Source organism: Flavobacterium sp. 9, assembly GCF_002754195.1.
Classification (GTDB): Bacteria; Bacteroidota; Bacteroidia; order Flavobacteriales; family Flavobacteriaceae; genus Flavobacterium.
This window is the reverse complement of the sequence record NZ_PEEU01000001.1, coordinates 1,490,307-1,508,860: the sequence shown is the minus strand read 5'-3', so window position 1 is coordinate 1,508,860 and position 18,554 is coordinate 1,490,307. Positions and strand designations below refer to the sequence as shown.

Genomic DNA, 18,554 nt, shown 5'->3' with positions numbered 1-18,554 from the left:
ATTTAAGGTGTTCTAATTAAGTTAAAGTAAATTTTTGGTACTTTAGCAAGACCAAAAATAAGATTTACTTATTAATTTAAATATCTTTTAATGCTGGATTATTAAAGATATTATTTCTCATTTTTAAAATTTTAAATTTATGTTTTTAGAACAAGGAATTAAGCCTGAAAATGTTTTTTGGAAATATTTGATAGGATCAGTTTTTATTATTACGGCTTCATTCATCGGGCAGATTCCTTTTTCAATAGCGGTTTATTTTGGATATAATGGCAAAGGCGCTTTTCCAACGAATAGTGATGCGGCTTTGAAAATTTTTGAGCCAAATCTAACATTGTTTTTAGTTATGATTTCTTTTGCATTTGCCCTTGCCGGAGTCTGGTTTGTGGTAAAATATGTGCACCATCAAACGCTTTTGTCTATTACTACTTCAAGAAAAAAAATAGATTGGAACCGTATTTTATTTTCATTCCTTTTATGGTCCTTTTTCTCAATTTTAAGTTTCTTGTTTGTTTACTTCAAATCACCTGAGAATTTTGTGTGGAATTTTAAATTAGTTCCATTCTTAATTTTAGTTGTGATTGGATCGATATTGATTCCTATTCAAACCAGTACCGAAGAATATGTTTTTAGAGGTTATTTAATGCAGGGATTCGCAAATTTGGCCCAAAATAGATGGTTTCCACTTATGATGACGTCGCTTATTTTTGGTTCGATGCATTGGTTTAATCCTGAAGTGACCAAAATGGGAAATATTATAATGATCTATTATATAGGAACGGGTTTGTTTTTAGGAATCATCACGCTTATGGATGAAGGAATGGAACTAGCTTTAGGATTTCATGCTGCAAACAATTTGATTGGAGCTTTATTGGTTACATCAGATTGGTCTGTTTTTCAGACAAACTCGATTTTCAAAGATATGTCTGAGCCTTCGGCGGGTTTTGATGTGATTTTGCCAGTTGTAGTAGTTTATCCTATTTTGCTTTTTATTTTTAGTAAAAAATACAACTGGACCAATTGGAAAGAAAGATTAACGGGTAAAATAAATGTTTTACAATCAACAAATTAATATTAAAATGCCAAACTTAACACATAAAAATGTACATAATTATTTCAAGCTAAATGGTTATCATTTAAACGGAAAAGATTTATGTACGGTAGGATATAGTTACATCAAAGAAGGTGATGTTTATGAAAGAGCCATCGGTGAATTTTTGCTGGATTGGTTTGATGATAAAGATTATATCGAAATGACAACTTCCGGAACAACGGGACTTCCTAAATTAGTTCGTTTAGAAAAACAAGCCATGATTCAGTCTGCATTAGCGACGGGAGATTTCTTTGCTTTAGAGCCTGGAAATAAAGCTTTATTGTGCTTGCCGGTTCAGTTTATAGCTGGAAAAATGATGCTGGTTCGAAGCTTGATTTTAGGTTTGGAACTTGATGTTGTTTCGCCTAGTACAGAGCCATTAGTGAATAATTCGACAAAATATGATTTTGTAGCAATGGTGCCTTTGCAAGTTCAAAATTCAATCGAAGGTTTGAAAAATGTAAAGAAACTGATTATTGGTGGTGCCAAAATGGATAGTTCTCTCGAAGAGAAACTTTTGCCATTAAAAACCGAAATCTACGAAACATACGGAATGACCGAAACCATTACACATATTGCTGCCAAAAAAGTAGGCGATAGCGTATTTTCGATTTTACCAAATGTGAAAATTGCTAAAGATAATCGCGATTGTTTAGTAATTACAATTCCGTCTATTTCTGATGAACCAATTGTTACGAATGATCTTGTAGAATTGGTAAATGAGAATCAGTTTATCTTTTTAGGAAGAATCGATAATGTGATTAATAGCGGAGGAGTGAAGCTGATTCCGGAGCAAATCGAAGCAAAGCTAACGGGGAAAATAGACGCCAGATTTTTTGTAACCGGAATTCCAGATACTATTTTAGGCGAAAAATTAATTCTGGTTATAGAAGGTGAAAAACAAGAATTTGCATCTGACTTTTTTGATGTTCTTGGGAAATTTGAAAAACCAAAAAAAATTGTTTTTGTTCCAAAGTTTAAAGAGAATGAAAACGGGAAGTTATTGCGTAAACCTAGCTTGGTGTAGTTTTTTACCATATAAGTGATGTAAGTTCATTTAGAAAGCTGTTTTTGTATTGTTTCGAAGTTCAATATTTTTTAGAAAATAAAATCAATATCGTAAAACTCTTATGTTTAAACGCAATCTTGTCATTTCGAGGAACGAGAAATCTTCGCAAGTAACTCCGCAACGAGAATCCAATCTTTGTCGAGCTTCTCGCGGAGATTTCTCGTTCCTCGAAATGACAAAATCTTTGCTCCCGAAGCTTCGGGTTTGAGTCTTTTCGAGAGATTTGTTTGCTATAGCATTATAGATCTTTCCATGACTTAATGATATTGCCTGTAGGGATTATAAATGCCACAAACTTTAAATGAACTTATATCACTTATATGGTGAGGAGTAAAAATAAAAAAGCCTTTAGATTTAATTTTCTAAAGGCTTTCTTTTTATTTTGATGTGTCTGAATTATTCTGCAATCACAGCATTTTTGCGTTCTAACAATGCCATATAGAATCCGTCGAAACCAGATTCAGAAGCTAGAATCTTACGATCTTTAATAAAAGTAAATTGCTTTCCGATTTCTGTTTTTAAGAACTTTTCTACTTGCTCTTGGTTTTCAGATGGTAAAACCGAACAAGTTGCATAAACCAGTTTTCCACCTGGTTTTACAATTTTAGAATAGCTTTCTAAAACTTCAGCTTGTACTTTACGAATGTTATCAATAAATTCAGGTTGTAATTTCCATTTTGCATCAGGATTTCTTTTAAGAACTCCTAAACCACTACAAGGCGCATCGATTAAAACACGATCAGCTTTCTCGTGTAGTTTTTTGATCACTTTTGTGGTATCGATAATACGATATTCAATATTAAAAGCGCCATTCCTTTTTGCTCTTAATTTCAATTGTTTCAGTTTGCTTTCGTATAAATCCATTGCGATCAATTGTCCTTTGTTTTCCATCAAAGAGGCAATATGCAATGTTTTTCCTCCAGCTCCGGCGCAAGTATCAACAACACGCATTCCTGGTTTTACATCAAGAAAACCGGCAACCAATTGTGAGTTTGCATCCTGCACTTCAAAAAGTCCTTGTTTAAAAGCATCAGTTAAAAACACGTTTGCTCTTTCTTTTAAAACTAAAGCTTCAGGTTGATCTTTTAAATATTCTGTTTCAATATTCAAATCCATCAACGTGTTTCTCAAACTTTCTTTAGTTCCTTTAAGAGTATTTGTTCTTAAAATAACTTTAGCAGGTTGGTTTTGAGCCGCAATTTCTGTCGACCAAACTTTTTCTCCTAATTCTTTTACACCCAATTCATCCATCCAATCCGGAATAGATTCTTTAAGTGCTCTGACTTTTGAAAGTTCGTCAAAACGTCCTTTAATTTTTCTTTCAGGAGTTCCTTCTAATTGTCTCCAATCAGGAATTGGATATCCTCTTAAAACTGCCCAAACAGCAAACATTCTCCATAAATTATCTCTATCGAAAGGTTCTTTTACTTCGGCAATTTCTGCATATAATCGTTTCCAACGAACAATTTCGTATATCGTTTCAGCAACAAACTTCCTGTCAGAACTTCCCCAACGTTTGTCTTTTTTTAAGGCTCTAGCTACCACTTTATCTGCATATTCTCCTTCATTGAAAATTGCATTTAAAGAATCGATGGTAGTATAAACTAAATTTCTGTGTAATCTCATTTTAATTATTTGAGTTGCAAAGGTACTATTAATTGATTGAAAGTTAAATTTTTAATTTTGATTGTTGTTTTAACTTTCTTTAAAAAGAAAAAAAAACACTCTAATAAGTTTAAAAGAGTGTTTTTTGAATGTATTTGTAAATGCTTTATTTTATAATTCTGGTCAATCCGATATTTTCCGGAGCGTGAAGCACCATTGGGAATTTCTCTATTTTAACAGAACTACTATCTAAACCAAAAGCTCTTTCTTCAGATAAACTCAGTTTCTTGATAAAGAAGTAAGAGTTCATGATAATATTTTCGTGCCATCTTAAATCGTTATCATTTGATAAGAATTTCTCAGACAATACAAATTTGAAATCGCCAATAATGTTGTTTTTGTTCAAAGATTCGTAACGGCTTGTAATATCTACTTCGCCACGTTTTACCATATCTCGGATTACTTCTCTAAACATCAAATTGATTTTTGTAGGTTCTCTGAATCCTAAGTTAAAATCGATTCTGTAGATATCGTCTTTTGCAATTTCAGTAACTTTATATTGTGTTTTATAAGGTTCTGTAAGAATGTTTACGTGTACAAACCAGTAAATATCAGCTCTTTTTGGACGTTTTTGTAAAATTGAGTAAATTACTTTTTCCTCCAGTTCATCAACACGGTTTGCATTAGTCATATAAACCAAATGCGTTGCGTATTTCGGGATAGATAAGTCTTCGCTTAACTCCATTAATACTTTTTTATAATCGTCAATTTTGATGATTTTAGTATAGCTTTTGTTGATTTTCTTAGCTAAATACCAAATCGTCATAATCGAAATCAAAAGTATTGCAATGATTAATGTTACGTAACCACCTTCGGCAAACTTTGTGATATTTGCAAACAAGAAACTGAACTCAATCAATAAATAAATTGTGATAAGCGGAACCATTAAATACAGTTTTACTCTTTTCATTATTAGATAATAATTAAGTAAAATCGTAGTCATGATCATACACAAAATGATTGCAAGACCATATGCGTGCTCCATATTTCCTGATTTCTGAAAGTGTAAAACGATTCCAACACAACCAAAGAATAATAACCAGTTAATTGACGGAATATATAATTGTCCTTTTACTTCAGTAGGATATTTGATTTTTACTTTCGGCCAGAAATTCAAACGCATTGCTTCGTTGATCAAAGTAAATGATCCACTGATAAGCGCTTGAGAGGCAATTACAGCAGCAAGAGTTGCAACTACAATTCCAAATGGTAAAAACCAATGTGGCATAATCAGGTAAAATGGATTCCCGTTTTCTCCGCCTAATTGTTGCAAAGTGCTTCCTTCATGATGAATTAAATAGGCTGCCTGACCAAAGTAGTTTAATACTAAAGTAGTTTTTACAAAAATCCAGCTAATTCTAATGTTTTTTCTTCCGCAGTGTCCCATGTCTGAGTACAAAGCTTCGGCTCCTGTTGTACATAAAAATACAAAACCAAGAACGAAAAATCCATCAGGATGTATCGATAATAAGTGATATGCGTAGTATGGATTAATAGCTTTTACAACCTCAGGATGATTCATGATTTGAATAGCACCCAAAGTTCCCAACATGGCAAACCAGATCAACATCATTGGTGCGAAAAACTTACCAACTAGTTTAGTTCCAAATTGTTGAATTGTAAATAGAATGAATAAAATCCCGATAACAATATAAACAATTGTCTCTGTTTCCATCGTTGGATAGAAAGCTCTAATACCTTCTACAGCAGATGAAATCGAGATGGGCGGCGTTATAATTCCGTCCGCAAGTAAGGCACTTCCTCCAATAATGGCGGGCACAATGAGCCACTGAATCTTTGTTTTTTTAACTAAAGCATAAAGAGCAAAAATCCCACCTTCACCATGATTGTCGGCACTTAAAGTAATAAGTACGTACTTAATTGTAGTTTGCAAAGTCAATGTCCAGAAAACACAAGAAATACCACCTAAAACAATATCGGCATTAATTGCATAATCGCCAAGTATGGCTTTCATTACATATAATGGAGAAGTACCAATATCTCCATAAATAATTCCCAGTGTTATCAATAAACCCCCTATAGACAACTTACTATGTAAGTTTTTATGCGATGCGCTCATGTATGTTTTTATAAAAGACGGTTGCAAATTTACTGTTTTAAAACAAATTAGCATCAATTATAATTAAAAAGATAAAAAAAAGCACAATCGTTAAATTGTGCTTTTGATTTTTATCTGAAAATGCGATTTTAATATTAACCTCTTCTTCCGCCATAGCTTCTGTTGCCTGATCCGCTTTCACGTTGAGGTTGACTGCCTCTTGATTCCTGGCTTGCTCTCGGAGCTTCAGAACGTTGTGTGTTTTGAGGAGCTTGTTGTCTCTGTTGTGGAGCTTGTTGTCTCGGTTCACTTGCTCTGTTATCAGAATAACTTCTTGGAGATTCTGTTCTTTGTGGAGTCGAAACTCTGTTAGTATTTGCGTTGTTTTGAGAATCACCTCTGTTATAACTTCCGTTATTTTGACCGTAATTTCTTCTGTTATTTGTAGTATTTGTATTACCAACTCTTACAGGGTTGCTTACAGTTGCAGAATTATCTCTGTTTGTCGTATTTACACGATTTGTGTTGTAGCTTCTGTCAGAGTTTGTTCTGTCTACTCTTACAGGATTGTTTACAGTTCCAGAGTTGTCTCTGTTTGTTGTGCTTACACGATTTGTGTTGTAACTTCTATCAGAGTTAGTTCTATAGTCTGTATAATTTCTGTTTGGAGTTCTGTTATCTGATGGAGTAGAAACTCTTCCAGAATTAGATCTGTCTGTGTTGTACGTATTTTGAGTTCTGTTATAATCTCTGCTTGCAACACGTCTTTGATCAAGATCATATCTGTTTGTCACATTAGCATGTCTTTGAGAAAAACCATAGTCAGGACGTCTTGTTTCATAACCATAACTACGTCTTGATTGGTATAAAACTGGCGCAACATAACTTCTTCTTGTGCTTACATAATTGTAATGATTATTTACGTTGATACATACATTTATGTTGTTTCTATATCTGTAAATTGGATAAGGTCTCCATGCCGCGTAATAAGTCGGATATACATTCCAGCCCCATGTAGAATAATATGGTCTGTAATTTGTAACCCAAAACGAGCTGTAAATAACTGGAGCAACGCTGTAAACTGGTTCGTAGATATAGTTGTCTCCGTACAAGTAAGTATTACCAACAACCTGAACGCTAACTTTGTTATAATTATCTCTTTCTACATCAATTGTAGCAACGTCTTGATAAACATCGCGATCAAGAACTGCTTGAATAATTACAACGTGTGTTCTGTTTTCTACTGATTCAATAACTCTTAAATAATCAACTTCATTGTCGTCATTTAAGTCAAGATTTGAAATTTGATATTTTGGATCGTTCAAACGTCTTTCAAAATCCTGAAGATTAGCTGATTCTCCAAACATAGAAGCAACCGCTCTTAAATCTAAGTTATCGCTGATATCTGAATTTTTTGCATAAACAGTAGTTTGGCTTTGTGCTTTACAAGAACTGAAACCTATTGCTATAATAGCTATTAAAAGTAATTTCGTTTTCATGGCAAAATCATATTAAGATTGATATTTTGTAGATATCCAATTACTGTGCCAGAAAAAAAAACAAAACTTAAATTATATGTGATAAATAATTGTATTTTAGCAATAAATAAATCTTAACCTATATGAAAAAAGTATTATTGTTTTGTGGCGCTTTTATTTTATTTATGTCTTTTAAAACGTTGAGTGAGAGTGATAAAAGAGTATTTTATAGTGGTTTCACGTCAATACAAATTGATACTTTATTTCAGGATAAAATTAGTATTAGAGCAATATCAATTGATAAAAATAAAATTTGGTACGGAGCTGATAATTCCCGTTTTGGATACTATGATTTAGACAAAAAAGAGAAATTCGAAGAGCATATTTATCGTGATACTTTAAAGTTAGAGTTCAGAAGTATTGCTCAAACTTCAAAAGATATTTTCTTATTAAGTATTGGTAATCCGGCGTTACTTTATTCTGTTTCTAAAAAAACAAATAAAGTGAAATTAGTGTATAAAGAAGTGAATCCTAAAATATTTTACGATAGTATGCAATTCTGGAATGATAAAGAAGGGATCGCAATTGGAGATCCAACCGAAGATACTTTTTCGATTATTGTGACTCGTGACGGAGGAGAAACATGGACTAAAATTTTGTCTGATAAATTACCAACAAATGCAACAGGCGAAGCAGCTTTTGCAGCCAGTAATACAAATATTGTAATACAGGGAGATGATACATGGTTAGTTTCTGGAGGAAAAAAAGCACGTGTTTTTTATTCTCCGGATAAAGCAAAAACATGGAAAGTAGTTGAAACACCAATTGTTCACGGAAAAACAATGACTGGTATTTTTACAGCAGATTTTTACGATTCAAAAAACGGATTTATTGCCGGTGGTGATTATGAATCTCCAAACAAAAAATCAGACAATAAAGCTTTTACTAAAGATGGTGGAAAGACTTGGCAATTAATTGGTCAGGAAATGGGATTTGGTTACGCGTCATGTGTGCAATATGTTCCGGGCGGAAATGGTAAAGAAATTGTTTGTGTGGGATCTGAAGGAATACAATATTCTCAAAATGGTGGACAAAACTGGACACAATTATCTACAGATTCAAAACTTTTTACACTTCGTTTTGTAAATAGAAACCTTGCGATTGCCGCAGGTCATAATAAAGTAGTTAGACTTCGTTTCAAATAGTCTTAAAATAACAAGAACCCTAAATAATAAAGTAAGTATTATTATATAGGGTTCTTGTCGCTGTTGTTTTTTGTAAGCAGGTATTTAATCTTTTCCTGCTTTATCTCGATATTGTTTTAGCAATTTTCGATTAAAATCATCTTCAGATTTTTTTAGCTTCAATATCTTTTTTGCCGAAAGTATCTTTTTTACATCTGAGTTGTATTTAACTCTTAAAAGATATAATTCTTTATCAGTGGCTTCCATTTGAGAAAGTAATGATGCTGCTTCTTTTTCAGAAATCGAATTGATATTGTCATCATCTAATCGTTGTAAAAACGTTTTCATTTTCTGATGTCTCAATTCGAATTGTTTATCGTCATAAGCATTATAAATCGGCCAGAATTTCTCAGCTTCAGTAGAAGTTAATTCTAACTCAGTTGTTAAAAAAGAGACTTTATAAGCCTTAATTTTTTCGCGTTTCTCATCTGTTTTTCCGTTTTGAGCATAAAAAGAAAAGCTTACTAAAAACAGAATTATCGGAAGTATTTTTTTGATTTTCATCTTTTAAGTTTTGTTTTATTCGGAAATTAAATGTTCTATATTTGGACTTGATGATAAAATATCTTCAAGAGTTTCATCTTCTATGGCAACATTTTTATTTAGCTTTTGAATGTCTTTACTATCTAAATTCTGAATCAAATCATATTGATTCAAATTAGATTGATAAGCTAGATAGGTTTCTAAAGTGTCTTCGTCAAGTTCTTTAGAAGTTGCGTTATAATTGTTTACTATCGGAATCATTAAGGCAATAACAATAACGGCGGCGGCAAGAATTGAAAGTACTCTTTTACGTTTGTAAAACGGAATTACTTTTACTTCTTTTTTATCGTCGTTAATCTGTTGTAAAACTTTTGCCGAAAGGTCATCAAAGTAATGATCCGGAGTTTTAAATCCGGTTGGTATTTTCGGTTCGTTTTCTAATTTAAATGCTTTCATAATAACAATAAGATAGATTTTGTTACAAAAGGTTTAATTTGATGTAACATATATTTCAATTTTTTTTACAGCATGATGATAAGAAGCCTTTAAAGCGCCTACTGAAGTTCCTAAAATTTCTGCTATTTCGTCGTATTTTAATTCTTCAAAATACTTCATTTTAAAAACCAATTGTTGCTTTTCCGGCAAGGTAATTATGGCTTTTTGAAGTTTTATTTGAATTTCATCACCATCAAAATAAACATCGGCCTTTAAGTTGTCGATGGTTTTATTTTGTAGCGCTTCAGATGTTATGCCATTTAGTTTTGCCTTTTGATTCAAAAAAGTCAAAGCTTCATTAGTGGCAATTCGATACATCCAGGAAAAAAGTTTGCTTTCTCCTTTAAAGTTTTTTAGATATTGATACACTTTTACAAATGTATTCTGCAACACATCATCAGTATCATCATGATTCAAAACAATGTTTCGAATATGAGAATACAAAGGTTTTTGATATTCAGACAAGAGTTTTTGAAACGCAATATTTTGCGTTTTAGGATCAAGTAACTGTTGTATGAATTCCTTTTCGTCTATCAAACTTTTTGATTTATCAAACTATATAGTATTAGAATGAATTTTAAGCAAAAGGTTTAATTAGACCTGTGTTTTTAAAATTCAGATTCTTCTTCTGGAGTTTTTGCGGCTGGAGTTGCTGCAGGTTTTGGTTTTGCAGGTTCTGTTGTTTGTGGTTTGTAAACCGGAACTTTTGCAACAGGAACTACTTTTGGTTTTGTTGGGAAATAAATTTCGGTCATTAACTTAGAATGACTTTTTACGTCTAATTTACTGATCGTTAAAATTTCAAGATGTGACCAAGATAAATCCGGGAAGATTTTTTCGTTATTGATATAAGCAGTTGTTTTTGCAATTGCTTCATTTGTATGTGAATAGTCTCCCGTTAAAGTTGTTTTTACAGCTTCAAAACCATTTAATTTTCCACCTAAAATATCACTTCCTGAAGTTGTTGTAATTTCTCTGCTTGTTGGTAAACAAATTGAGATTTTTGCCAATCCGGTTGTTGTATCATAAGTATGGTAAATGATAAAAGGTTTTCCGTTTGTTGCTAAACCGTTATTTTTACTGAACTCAATAAGTTTAGGAATTACAACGCGGGCATTTTTATTTACTTTCGAAATTTCACTTGTAAAAGTTTGTTTTATATAAGGAGTTTCAGTTTTCTTAACAACACCATTTACTTTTATAGCATAAGTTTTTGTTTCGAAATCTAAGTTTTTGTCAATGTTTGCAAGGCTTTTTTCGTAAATCGTTCCAATAACTTTATCAGAACCTCCGTTTAAAGCAGTATAAATTTTGAAAAGAAAGCTCATTGTTCCCGTTCCTTTCCAGGTAACTTTTGTTTTTCCGGCAAGAGTATCTTTAAAAGTCCAGTTTACATCAGCTTCAGTTCCGTCGTATTTCATTTTTTGCTGAATACTTTCACCGTCTTTAGTTTTAAGCGTAATTACATTTCCGGCACCATCTGGACTTGCAAAATAAAATGAAGCTCCATTTCCGGATGTTTTATTTGGAAAGGTCATTTTTATCGAAGGATCTTCTACAGACCAAGACTCAAAATCTTCATAATTTCTAAAATCATTTACATAGTTGTACACAGTCGCTTTTGGCGAATTAATCACCTTACTTCTTTCTACAGAAAAAATCCCTTTTTGGGTAGCGACAAAAACAGTGAGAGCAACTAAGCTTAGTAATAATAAAAGAAATAAATATTTTAGAATCTTCATTGTGGTAGATTGTTTGGTGTCGTAAAGTTATAAATTTTATTACTAGTCGCACTAATAGCGCCGCAATAAAAGTACACTTTATAAATTTATTTGATCAAAAAAAGTTTCAAATAAAACGATTTTGAAGAAGTTTAATTGTAATTTTTTGAGATTTATTTTATTTATAAATCTGATATATTATTTAAGGACTATCTTTTGAAAAAGAATTTGATTACAAACAAAATCGCAATAAAAAGCAAGAATACAATTAAGACTTTATAATTTCCTTTGTAGAAAACTTTGTGTAATGCGAGATCTTTTCGATAAGCAAATATCATTACAATTACAAATGCAATAAAAAAACAGAGAGCGAATATTAATTGTCCTTGACTAAACATAGTAAAAAATTATTTTTGACAAATTTAGAGAATTGTATATGATTTGTTGCTAATTTGCCACTTCATTTAATCAATTAAAATCATGAGGAAACAACTTGATGCAGTAACTGAATTTCATACTGCTTTTAAAATAGGTCATAGTCAATCTCCAATTGCTGATTTGGGAGAATCTAAAAAACTGCTTCGTTATAATTTAATGAAAGAAGAAAACGAAGAGTATCTTGAAGCAGTTCAAAATAATGATTTAGTTGAAATTGCTGATGCGCTGGGAGATATGATGTATATTTTGTGCGGAACAATTATTGAACATGGTTTACAAGATAAAATAGAAGCTGTTTTTGACGAGATTCAGCGTAGTAATATGAGTAAACTTGGCGAAGACGGACAACCAATTTATAGAGAAGACGGAAAAGTAATGAAAGGTCCGAATTATTTTAAACCTGATTTTTCGAAATTATTGTAAATAGGATTAACCGCAAAGAACGCTAGGATTTAATTTTTCTTTACGCATAGAAAACACAAAGTTCGCAAAGCTAGATCAATACAAAGCTTTGCGAACTTTGCGTTTAATCTTTGCGCACTTTGCGGTAAAATTAGCTTTGCATTTTATGATATAATATAAATAGAAAACCCGATAACGGTGAAGCTATCGGGTTTGTTTTTATATCAATCTTTTGATTATTGAACTTTTACTGTCCATCCAAAAGTATCTTCAGAAAGTTTGTTTTGAAGACTAGTTAATTTTTCTTTTAAAAGAGCACCATAAGTATTCTCAATTGGAGCCATTTCATAATAAACATCCTGATAAGAGAATCCTTTGATTACGCTGATAACTGCAGCAGTTCCTGCGCCAAAGATTTCTTTTAAAGATCCGTTTTTAGCAGCTTCTACTAATTCTGAAACAATAACTGGGCGAACTTCAACTTTAAGACCTTCTTTTTCTGCCATTTCAATCAAACTTTTTCTGGTAATACCATCCAAAATTCTTTCGCTTGTTGGAGCAGTCAATAAAGTATCGTTAATTCTAAAGAAAACATTCATAGTTCCAGCTTCTTCCAGTTTCGTATGCGTTGCATCATCTGTCCAGATTACTTGTTGGAAACCATCTTTGTTTGCTAAATTAGTTGGGTAAAACTGTGCAGCATAGTTTCCGGCAGCTTTTGCAGCACCAATTCCACCATTTGCAGCTCTACTATAATGTTCAGCAATAATAACTTTTACCTCACCTGAATAATAAGATTTTGCAGGAGAAAGTAAAATCATGAATTTATATTCGTCAGAAGGATTTGCGATAACTCCCGCTCCGGTTGCAATCATAAAAGGACGGATATACATACTCGCTCCGTTTCCTCTTTGAATCCATTCCTGATCAATTTTTAATAATTCGTTCAAACCATCCATAAAAACACTTTCCGGAACTTCTGGCATTGCCATACGAACTGCAGAATTGTTAAAACGTTTGAAGTTTTCATCTGGTCTAAACAACCAAACATCATTATTATCATCCTTATAAGCTTTCATTCCCTCAAAAATAGCTTGCCCGTAATGAAAGACTTTTGAAGAAGGATCCATTAAAATTGGAGCATAAGGCTTAATGACAGGATTTTGCCACTCTCCATTTTTAAAATCACATTCGAATAAATGGTCTGTAAAAACAGCACCAAAGCTTAAGTTTTCAAAGTCTACTTCGCTTATTTTTGACGAAGTCGCTTTTCTGATTTCAATTTTGCTTGCTTGAGTTGTACTCATAATAATGTAAGTTTTTTGTGTAATTTTCATTACAATAGAATGTATCTAAAGCAATGATGTGGTATAAATAGTATTTATTGAATGCAAAATTAAGTAAAAATATATAATTTACTTAGTAAAACTGCATTATTTAGAGCCTTTAACTGAGATTTATTTATCTTATAATAAAGTCAAAAAAAACGTTCGGTTTTATAAAGAATTTATGAAAAAAGTACGGATTTTTAAGGCTTTACGCATTTGTTTTGACTAATTTTGACTCGCAAAATGAGTTGAAATCGTACAAAAATGTACTACAAATTTATAAATAGTGGAAAGAGAGATAATTAAAACGCTGGATGGGTCAACAACAATTCATTTGAAGGAATGGGATGAATGTTATCATTCTAAGCACGGAGCAATTCAGGAAGCAAAACATGTATTTATAAAAAACGGACTTTCATTGTTTGAAAATAATCCAGTTAGTATTCTTGAAATTGGTTTTGGAACAGGTTTGAATGCTTTTATAACTTTTTTGGAGTCTAATGCAAAACAACAGAAAATCGATTATGTTGGAGTAGAAGCGTATCCGGTTGATGCGAATGAAGTTTTGGCAATGAATTATGTTACGGAACTTGACGCATTGGAATTTGAGAACGTTTTTGAAAAAATGCATAAATGCGAATGGAACGAGAAAACCGAAATTAGCACTGATTTTTCGTTAACCAAAAGGAAACAATTTTTTCATGAAATAGACGATTTTGAAATTTTTGATTTGATTTACTTTGATGCCTTCGGATATCGCGTGCAACCGGAGTTGTGGAGTACTGAAATTTTTCAAAAAATGTACAATAGTTTAAAACCAAATGGCGTTTTGGTAACATATGCCGCTCGCGGAGTTGTTAAAAGAAGCATGATTGAAGTTGGATTTACTGTCGAAAAATTAGCAGGGCCTCCGGGGAAACGAGAGATGTTTCGAGCGTTTAAAAAGGTTTAAATGAGTTGTTTAGAATCGTTCTATATTGATTTATGTTTATTAAGAAAACGTATTCGTTGCTAAAGTTTTTAAAAAAATAAGTTAAATTGAATGTATATGAATGATATTTGTTTAAATTTGTTGCGAGTTTAAAAATATAGATAACCCCCGAAAATCTTATTTTATTATGTCAAAAATGATGTTTGATTACACGAAATCAATACTTGAGAGAGTAAGTTTCGATCCGATACTTTTCTGCAAAGAACTAGAGAAAGCTATCAAAACACTGTTACCGTACGAAATGGAACAATTGCAAGAATGGTTATTAAATTTCATTATTGAAAAACCAGAATTAAAACAAAGTTTACTACTAATTAAAGTATAATAAAAAGGAGCCAAATTGGCTCCTTTTTTATTTTTATTTCTTTTGTAGCGGACTAATGATTTGAACGTTCTGAAAAACAATTGCTCCTTTTACAACTCCGGCGATTGTAGATCGTAATGCGTCAATGATTTGCATTTTTAATTCGCTCTTAGGGTAAATTAAACTTACCTCACGAGCAGGTTTTGGTTCCTTAAAGTTACGCAGTTTCAGTTTATCGGACTCTTTTAAGTCTAAGGTGTGCAAGTACGGAAGTAACGTTGTACCCAAACCTTCGTCGGCTAATTTTATAAGGGTTTCAAAGCTTCCACTTTGAATCTGAAAATTAGTCTGATCGATATCAGAACCGTTTTTGCATAAATTCAAAATTCCGTCTCTAAAGCAATGTCCGTCTTGCAAAAGCAAAATTTCGTTGAGGTTTAGATCAGAAACTTCAATTTCTTCCTTATAAAAACTTGCATGATGTTCCGGAATATAAGCTACGAAAGGCTCAAAATACAAAACGATTTCCTTTATTTTTTCGTCTTCAAGAGGCGTTGCAGCAATTGCAGCATCAAGATGACCATTTTTTAGCTTCACAATAATTTCGTCCGTATTCAACTCTTCGATTAAGAGTTTTACTTTCGGATATTTTTTAATGAAATTATTTAAAAACATTGGTAAAAGCGTTGGCATAATCGTTGGAATAATTCCTAAACGAAATTCGCCTCCAATAAAACCTTTTTGTTGTTCTACAATATCTTTGATTCTGTCTGCTTCATTGACAATGTTTTTTGCCTGATTAACAATTTTCTGACCAATATCAGTAAGCTGAATAGGTTTTTTACTTCTGTCGAAGATCAAAATATTGAGTTCTTCTTCAATTTTTTGAATTTGCATACTTAAAGTAGGCTGTGTAACAAAACATTTTTCAGCAGCAAGCGTGAAGTTTTTATGTTCGGCAACGGCTAAGACATATTGTAATTGAGTTATAGTCATTTTGATAGTATTTTTTGATGCAAAAATAAGTAAATATAATTTTTTTTTATTCTATTTTTAAAGAAGTTGTTTTAAATTTGTAGTAAACATATTATAAAACGCATAACTATGAAAACAAATATTTTAGGATTACCTGTAAAAGAGTCTGAATTGTTGGTAAAAGAACTAAATGTATTATTGTCAAACTTTCAGGTTTACTATCAAAATTTAAGAGGAATACATTGGAATATTCGTGGGAAACGTTTTTTTGATTTACATGTAAAATTTGAAGAATTGTACACGGATGCACAATTAAAAATAGATATGATTGCCGAGAGAGTTTTGACAATAGGCGGAACTCCTTTACATACTTTTGAAGATTATATTAAAAACAACAAATTAGCAGTTGGAAAGAATATCTCAAACGACGAAAAAGCAGTTCAGTTAATTGTTCATTCTTTGACTGATTTATTAAAAATCGAAAGAGAAATTCTAAAACAATCAGACGAAATCAACGACGAAGGAACAAATTCTATGATGAGCGACTTCATTGCAGAGCAGGAAAAAACGATCTGGATGATGAACGCTTGGTTAGAAGAAGAGTTGTAATTAATTGTTTATTAGTAAGATATAAACAGAATGAGGGCGTGCCTTCATTCTGTTTTTTTATGATTGTTAAATTTGTATAAAATTTTTGCCCCTCTCGCTTTGATTTTATCAGTTTAACACTATTTTTGCTCCAATGAAATTAATCGCTCGCATATTATTATTCATATTTATTGCTTTCTTAGCAACGCCAACTATTGTTACCGTGCTTAAGAAAAGTAATGATACGTCTATGTTTTTCAGTTTTTCTGAAGAGGAGCATTCACACAAAGAACTTAAGGCAGCCGTTTATCCGGCAATACTTCAACACGAAGTTATAATTCCTGTTTATATTGAAAAAAAGACCATAGTGTCTGAAAATATTGTAAAACTAGACAATATTTCTCCGAGCATTTTTGCTCCACCTCCAAACTTGGCATAATACTTCCGATTATTTTGAACTGAACTGCATTTTTGAATAAATGTGGTCAATCTTTAATGAATAATTTTTTTAGTATTGTGTTATGACAAAAAAAATCAATCTTTTTGCCAACCTTAAATCTGATTTTGCTTCAGGTTTAGTGGTTTTCTTGGTGGCTCTTCCATTGTGTTTAGGTATTGCAATGGCTTCTGGAGCGCCGTTATTTTCTGGAATTATCGCAGGTGTAATTGGTGGTATTGTGGTAGGTTATTTAAGCCAATCACACATCAGTGTATCTGGACCAGCAGCTGGATTAACAGCGATTATTTTGACCGCTATTTCGGATCTTGGTGCTTTTGATGTGTTTTTACTGTCGGTTTTTATTGCAGGACTAATTCAGTTAGCATTAGGGTTTTTAAGAGCCGGAAGTATCTCAAACTATTTTCCAACAAATGTAATCGAAGGAATGTTAGCCGGTATTGGTATCATCATTATCTTAAAACAATTGCCTCATGCTTTTGGTTATGACGCAGATTTTGAAGGAGATCAGGCATTTATACAAAATGACGGAAGTAATTCATTTTCGTTTTTATTCGATGTTTTGAATCACATTCAATTAGGAGCAGTCGTTATATCATTGATTTCACTTGTAATTTTAATTTCATGGGAGAAAGTTCCATTTTTAAAACGATTAAAATTAGTTCCGGGTGCATTAGTAGCTGTTATTGTCGGAATCCTTTTGAACGAATTTTTTGTTTCAACAGGAAGCTCATTGGCAATTGCAAAAGAACATTTGGTTTCTTTGCCAGTTCCAAAATCTTTTGATGAATTTAAATCTATTATAATTACTCCAAACTTTACCGCTATTACAAATCCGCAAGTTTGGGTAGTTGCTATAACAATTGCCATTGTAGCTTCTATAGAAACATTACTTTGTATTGAAGCTTCTGATAGAATGGATGTTCAAAAACGTTATACTGATACAAATGTTGAGCTTAGAGCACAAGGAATTGGTAATATTGTGAGTTCACTTTTAGGTGGTTTACCAATGACATCTGTAGTTGTAAGATCATCTGCTAATAATAACGCTGGAGCGAAATCTAAAATGTCTGCTATTATTCACGGAGTACTTTTGCTAATAAGTGTTTTGGCAATTCCAATGCTTTTAAACAAAATTCCATTGGCAACATTGGCGACTGTATTAATTTTAGTGGGATATAAATTAGCAAAACCAGCGACTTTCTTTCATTTCTGGGAAAAAGGAAAATACCAGTTTGTACCTTTTATTGCAACTTTAGTATTTGTTGTAGCGACAGATTTACTTAAAGGAGTTGCTTTAGGAATTATCATCAGTATCATTTTTGTATTAAGAGGAAACTTAAAAAGAGCATACAGCTTCAAGAAAGAAGAGTATGAAGACGGAGATGTAATTCATATCGACTTGGCTCAGGAAGTTTCATTCTTAAACAAAGCGGCTATCAAATCGACATTGAATGAGATTCCTGAAAACTCAAAAGTAATCATCAATGCACATGATACAGAGTATATTGCGCACGATGTTTTGGATTTAATTCGCGAGTTTAAAGAAACGCGCGCTGTTGACGAAAACATTAAAGTGAAACTAAAAGGATTTAAACAAGCTTACGAGCTTGAAAATTCACCAGACATTGGTAACCACGTTTCTATAGAACATTATTATGATGTTGCAAAAAGAGCTTTGGTTAAAAAAGAGACGGTAAAAGAAAACATTTAAACAAATTAATTTTAATTAAGGTATTTCTTCAGTGTGAGAAGTATTAAAAAATT

18 protein-coding genes are annotated in these 18,554 nt (G+C 32.2%); 9 read left to right on the top strand and 9 right to left on the bottom strand.

Annotated features, from left to right (window positions below):
- Positions 1-139 precede the first annotated feature (139 nt).
- Both CLU81_RS05490 and CLU81_RS05485 read left to right on the top strand, forming a co-directional pair.
- Positions 140-1,069: a CPBP family intramembrane glutamic endopeptidase gene (locus CLU81_RS05490; protein ID WP_099708904.1), complete on the top strand. Its 930-nt coding sequence runs from the start codon at positions 140-142 to the stop codon at positions 1,067-1,069.
- A gap of 7 nt (positions 1,070-1,076) precedes the next feature.
- On the top strand, positions 1,077-2,117 hold the full coding sequence (locus CLU81_RS05485; protein WP_099712678.1) for an AMP-binding protein: 1,041 nt from the start codon (positions 1,077-1,079) through the stop codon (positions 2,115-2,117).
- A gap of 438 nt (positions 2,118-2,555) precedes the next feature.
- Here CLU81_RS05485 and CLU81_RS05480 read toward each other — a convergent pair whose 3' ends face one another.
- From CLU81_RS05480 to CLU81_RS05470, 3 genes are all read right to left on the bottom strand, one after another.
- Positions 2,556-3,785 (bottom strand): RsmB/NOP family class I SAM-dependent RNA methyltransferase, encoded by a 1,230-nt coding sequence (locus CLU81_RS05480; RefSeq protein WP_099708903.1) that lies wholly within the window; start codon positions 3,783-3,785, stop codon positions 2,556-2,558.
- Between the two features lie 145 nt (positions 3,786-3,930).
- On the bottom strand, positions 3,931-5,904 hold the full coding sequence (locus tag CLU81_RS05475; RefSeq protein WP_099708902.1) for a KUP/HAK/KT family potassium transporter: 1,974 nt from the start codon (positions 5,902-5,904) through the stop codon (positions 3,931-3,933).
- Positions 5,905-6,038: 134 nt separating this feature from the next.
- A complete protein-coding gene (locus CLU81_RS05470; protein WP_099708901.1) occupies positions 6,039-7,382 on the bottom strand; it encodes a hypothetical protein in 1,344 nt (447 codons plus the stop codon).
- A 122-nt stretch (positions 7,383-7,504) separates the two neighbouring features.
- Here CLU81_RS05470 and CLU81_RS05465 point away from each other — a divergent pair, with 122 nt between their 5' ends.
- A complete protein-coding gene (locus tag CLU81_RS05465; RefSeq protein WP_099708900.1) occupies positions 7,505-8,566 on the top strand; it encodes an oxidoreductase in 1,062 nt (353 codons plus the stop codon).
- Positions 8,567-8,650: 84 nt separating this feature from the next.
- On the opposite strand, the gene CLU81_RS05460 is transcribed toward CLU81_RS05465, so the two are convergent.
- The 4 genes from CLU81_RS05460 to CLU81_RS05445 all read right to left on the bottom strand — a co-directional run bounded on the left by CLU81_RS05460 (position 8,651) and on the right by CLU81_RS05445 (position 11,325).
- Positions 8,651-9,109: a sensor of ECF-type sigma factor gene (locus CLU81_RS05460; RefSeq protein WP_099708899.1), complete on the bottom strand. Its 459-nt coding sequence runs from the start codon at positions 9,107-9,109 to the stop codon at positions 8,651-8,653.
- Positions 9,110-9,124: 15 nt separating this feature from the next.
- Positions 9,125-9,544, bottom strand: a complete 420-nt coding sequence (locus CLU81_RS05455; RefSeq protein ID WP_099708898.1) for a hypothetical protein — start codon at positions 9,542-9,544, stop codon at positions 9,125-9,127.
- A 33-nt stretch (positions 9,545-9,577) separates the two neighbouring features.
- On the bottom strand, positions 9,578-10,120 hold the full coding sequence (locus CLU81_RS05450; RefSeq protein WP_099708897.1) for an RNA polymerase sigma factor: 543 nt from the start codon (positions 10,118-10,120) through the stop codon (positions 9,578-9,580).
- Positions 10,121-10,191: 71 nt separating this feature from the next.
- Entirely contained in the window at positions 10,192-11,325 is a 1,134-nt protein-coding gene (locus CLU81_RS05445; protein ID WP_099708896.1) for an SRPBCC family protein, read from the bottom strand.
- Positions 11,326-11,784: 459 nt separating this feature from the next.
- Here CLU81_RS05445 and CLU81_RS05435 point away from each other — a divergent pair, with 459 nt between their 5' ends.
- Positions 11,785-12,165: a nucleoside triphosphate pyrophosphohydrolase family protein gene (locus CLU81_RS05435; RefSeq protein WP_099708895.1), complete on the top strand. Its 381-nt coding sequence runs from the start codon at positions 11,785-11,787 to the stop codon at positions 12,163-12,165.
- Between the two features lie 215 nt (positions 12,166-12,380).
- Here CLU81_RS05435 and CLU81_RS05430 read toward each other — a convergent pair whose 3' ends face one another.
- A complete protein-coding gene (locus tag CLU81_RS05430) occupies positions 12,381-13,451 on the bottom strand; it encodes a branched-chain amino acid aminotransferase (RefSeq protein ID WP_099712677.1) in 1,071 nt (356 codons plus the stop codon).
- Between the two features lie 307 nt (positions 13,452-13,758).
- Here CLU81_RS05430 and mnmD point away from each other — a divergent pair, with 307 nt between their 5' ends.
- On the top strand, positions 13,759-14,424 hold the full coding sequence (mnmD, locus tag CLU81_RS05425) for a tRNA (5-methylaminomethyl-2-thiouridine)(34)-methyltransferase MnmD (protein WP_099708894.1): 666 nt from the start codon (positions 13,759-13,761) through the stop codon (positions 14,422-14,424).
- A 166-nt stretch (positions 14,425-14,590) separates the two neighbouring features.
- Positions 14,591-14,788 carry a hypothetical protein gene (locus CLU81_RS27075; RefSeq protein ID WP_017496117.1) on the top strand — a complete coding sequence of 66 codons (198 nt, stop codon included), beginning with the start codon at positions 14,591-14,593 and terminating at the stop codon, positions 14,786-14,788.
- Between the two features lie 33 nt (positions 14,789-14,821).
- On the opposite strand, the gene CLU81_RS05415 is transcribed toward CLU81_RS27075, so the two are convergent.
- The gene (locus CLU81_RS05415; protein WP_099708893.1) at positions 14,822-15,763 is read right to left on the bottom strand and encodes a LysR substrate-binding domain-containing protein; all 942 of its coding nucleotides are present in this window, start codon (positions 15,761-15,763) and stop codon (positions 14,822-14,824) included.
- A 108-nt stretch (positions 15,764-15,871) separates the two neighbouring features.
- Between CLU81_RS05415 and CLU81_RS05410 the strand changes: the two genes are divergently transcribed.
- From CLU81_RS05410 to CLU81_RS05400, 3 genes are all read left to right on the top strand, one after another.
- The gene (locus CLU81_RS05410; RefSeq protein WP_099708892.1) at positions 15,872-16,351 is read left to right on the top strand and encodes a Dps family protein; all 480 of its coding nucleotides are present in this window, start codon (positions 15,872-15,874) and stop codon (positions 16,349-16,351) included.
- Between the two features lie 133 nt (positions 16,352-16,484).
- Positions 16,485-16,769: a hypothetical protein gene (locus tag CLU81_RS05405; protein ID WP_099708891.1), complete on the top strand. Its 285-nt coding sequence runs from the start codon at positions 16,485-16,487 to the stop codon at positions 16,767-16,769.
- A gap of 82 nt (positions 16,770-16,851) precedes the next feature.
- Positions 16,852-18,501, top strand: a complete 1,650-nt coding sequence (locus CLU81_RS05400) for a SulP family inorganic anion transporter (protein ID WP_099708890.1) — start codon at positions 16,852-16,854, stop codon at positions 18,499-18,501.
- Positions 18,502-18,554: the final 53 nt, after the last annotated feature.

Coding starts and splice junctions, on each gene's coding strand:
- CLU81_RS05475 (WP_099708902.1), bottom strand. CDS start 5,904: ATGAGCGCATCGCATAAAAACTTACATAGTAAGTTGTCTATAGGGGGT.
- CLU81_RS05465 (WP_099708900.1), top strand. CDS start 7,505: ATGAAAAAAGTATTATTGTTTTGTGGCGCTTTTATTTTATTTATGTCT.
- CLU81_RS05485 (WP_099712678.1), top strand. CDS start 1,077: ATGCCAAACTTAACACATAAAAATGTACATAATTATTTCAAGCTAAAT.
- CLU81_RS05470 (WP_099708901.1), bottom strand. CDS start 7,382: ATGAAAACGAAATTACTTTTAATAGCTATTATAGCAATAGGTTTCAGT.
- CLU81_RS05490 (WP_099708904.1), top strand. CDS start 140: ATGTTTTTAGAACAAGGAATTAAGCCTGAAAATGTTTTTTGGAAATAT.
- CLU81_RS05460 (WP_099708899.1), bottom strand. CDS start 9,109: ATGAAAATCAAAAAAATACTTCCGATAATTCTGTTTTTAGTAAGCTTT.
- CLU81_RS05415 (WP_099708893.1), bottom strand. CDS start 15,763: ATGACTATAACTCAATTACAATATGTCTTAGCCGTTGCCGAACATAAA.
- CLU81_RS05480 (WP_099708903.1), bottom strand. CDS start 3,785: ATGAGATTACACAGAAATTTAGTTTATACTACCATCGATTCTTTAAAT.
- CLU81_RS05410 (WP_099708892.1), top strand. CDS start 15,872: ATGAAAACAAATATTTTAGGATTACCTGTAAAAGAGTCTGAATTGTTG.
- CLU81_RS05405 (WP_099708891.1), top strand. CDS start 16,485: ATGAAATTAATCGCTCGCATATTATTATTCATATTTATTGCTTTCTTA.
- CLU81_RS05400 (WP_099708890.1), top strand. CDS start 16,852: ATGACAAAAAAAATCAATCTTTTTGCCAACCTTAAATCTGATTTTGCT.
- CLU81_RS05445 (WP_099708896.1), bottom strand. CDS start 11,325: ATGAAGATTCTAAAATATTTATTTCTTTTATTATTACTAAGCTTAGTT.
- CLU81_RS27075 (WP_017496117.1), top strand. CDS start 14,591: ATGTCAAAAATGATGTTTGATTACACGAAATCAATACTTGAGAGAGTA.
- CLU81_RS05430 (WP_099712677.1), bottom strand. CDS start 13,451: ATGAGTACAACTCAAGCAAGCAAAATTGAAATCAGAAAAGCGACTTCG.
- CLU81_RS05435 (WP_099708895.1), top strand. CDS start 11,785: ATGAGGAAACAACTTGATGCAGTAACTGAATTTCATACTGCTTTTAAA.
- CLU81_RS05455 (WP_099708898.1), bottom strand. CDS start 9,544: ATGAAAGCATTTAAATTAGAAAACGAACCGAAAATACCAACCGGATTT.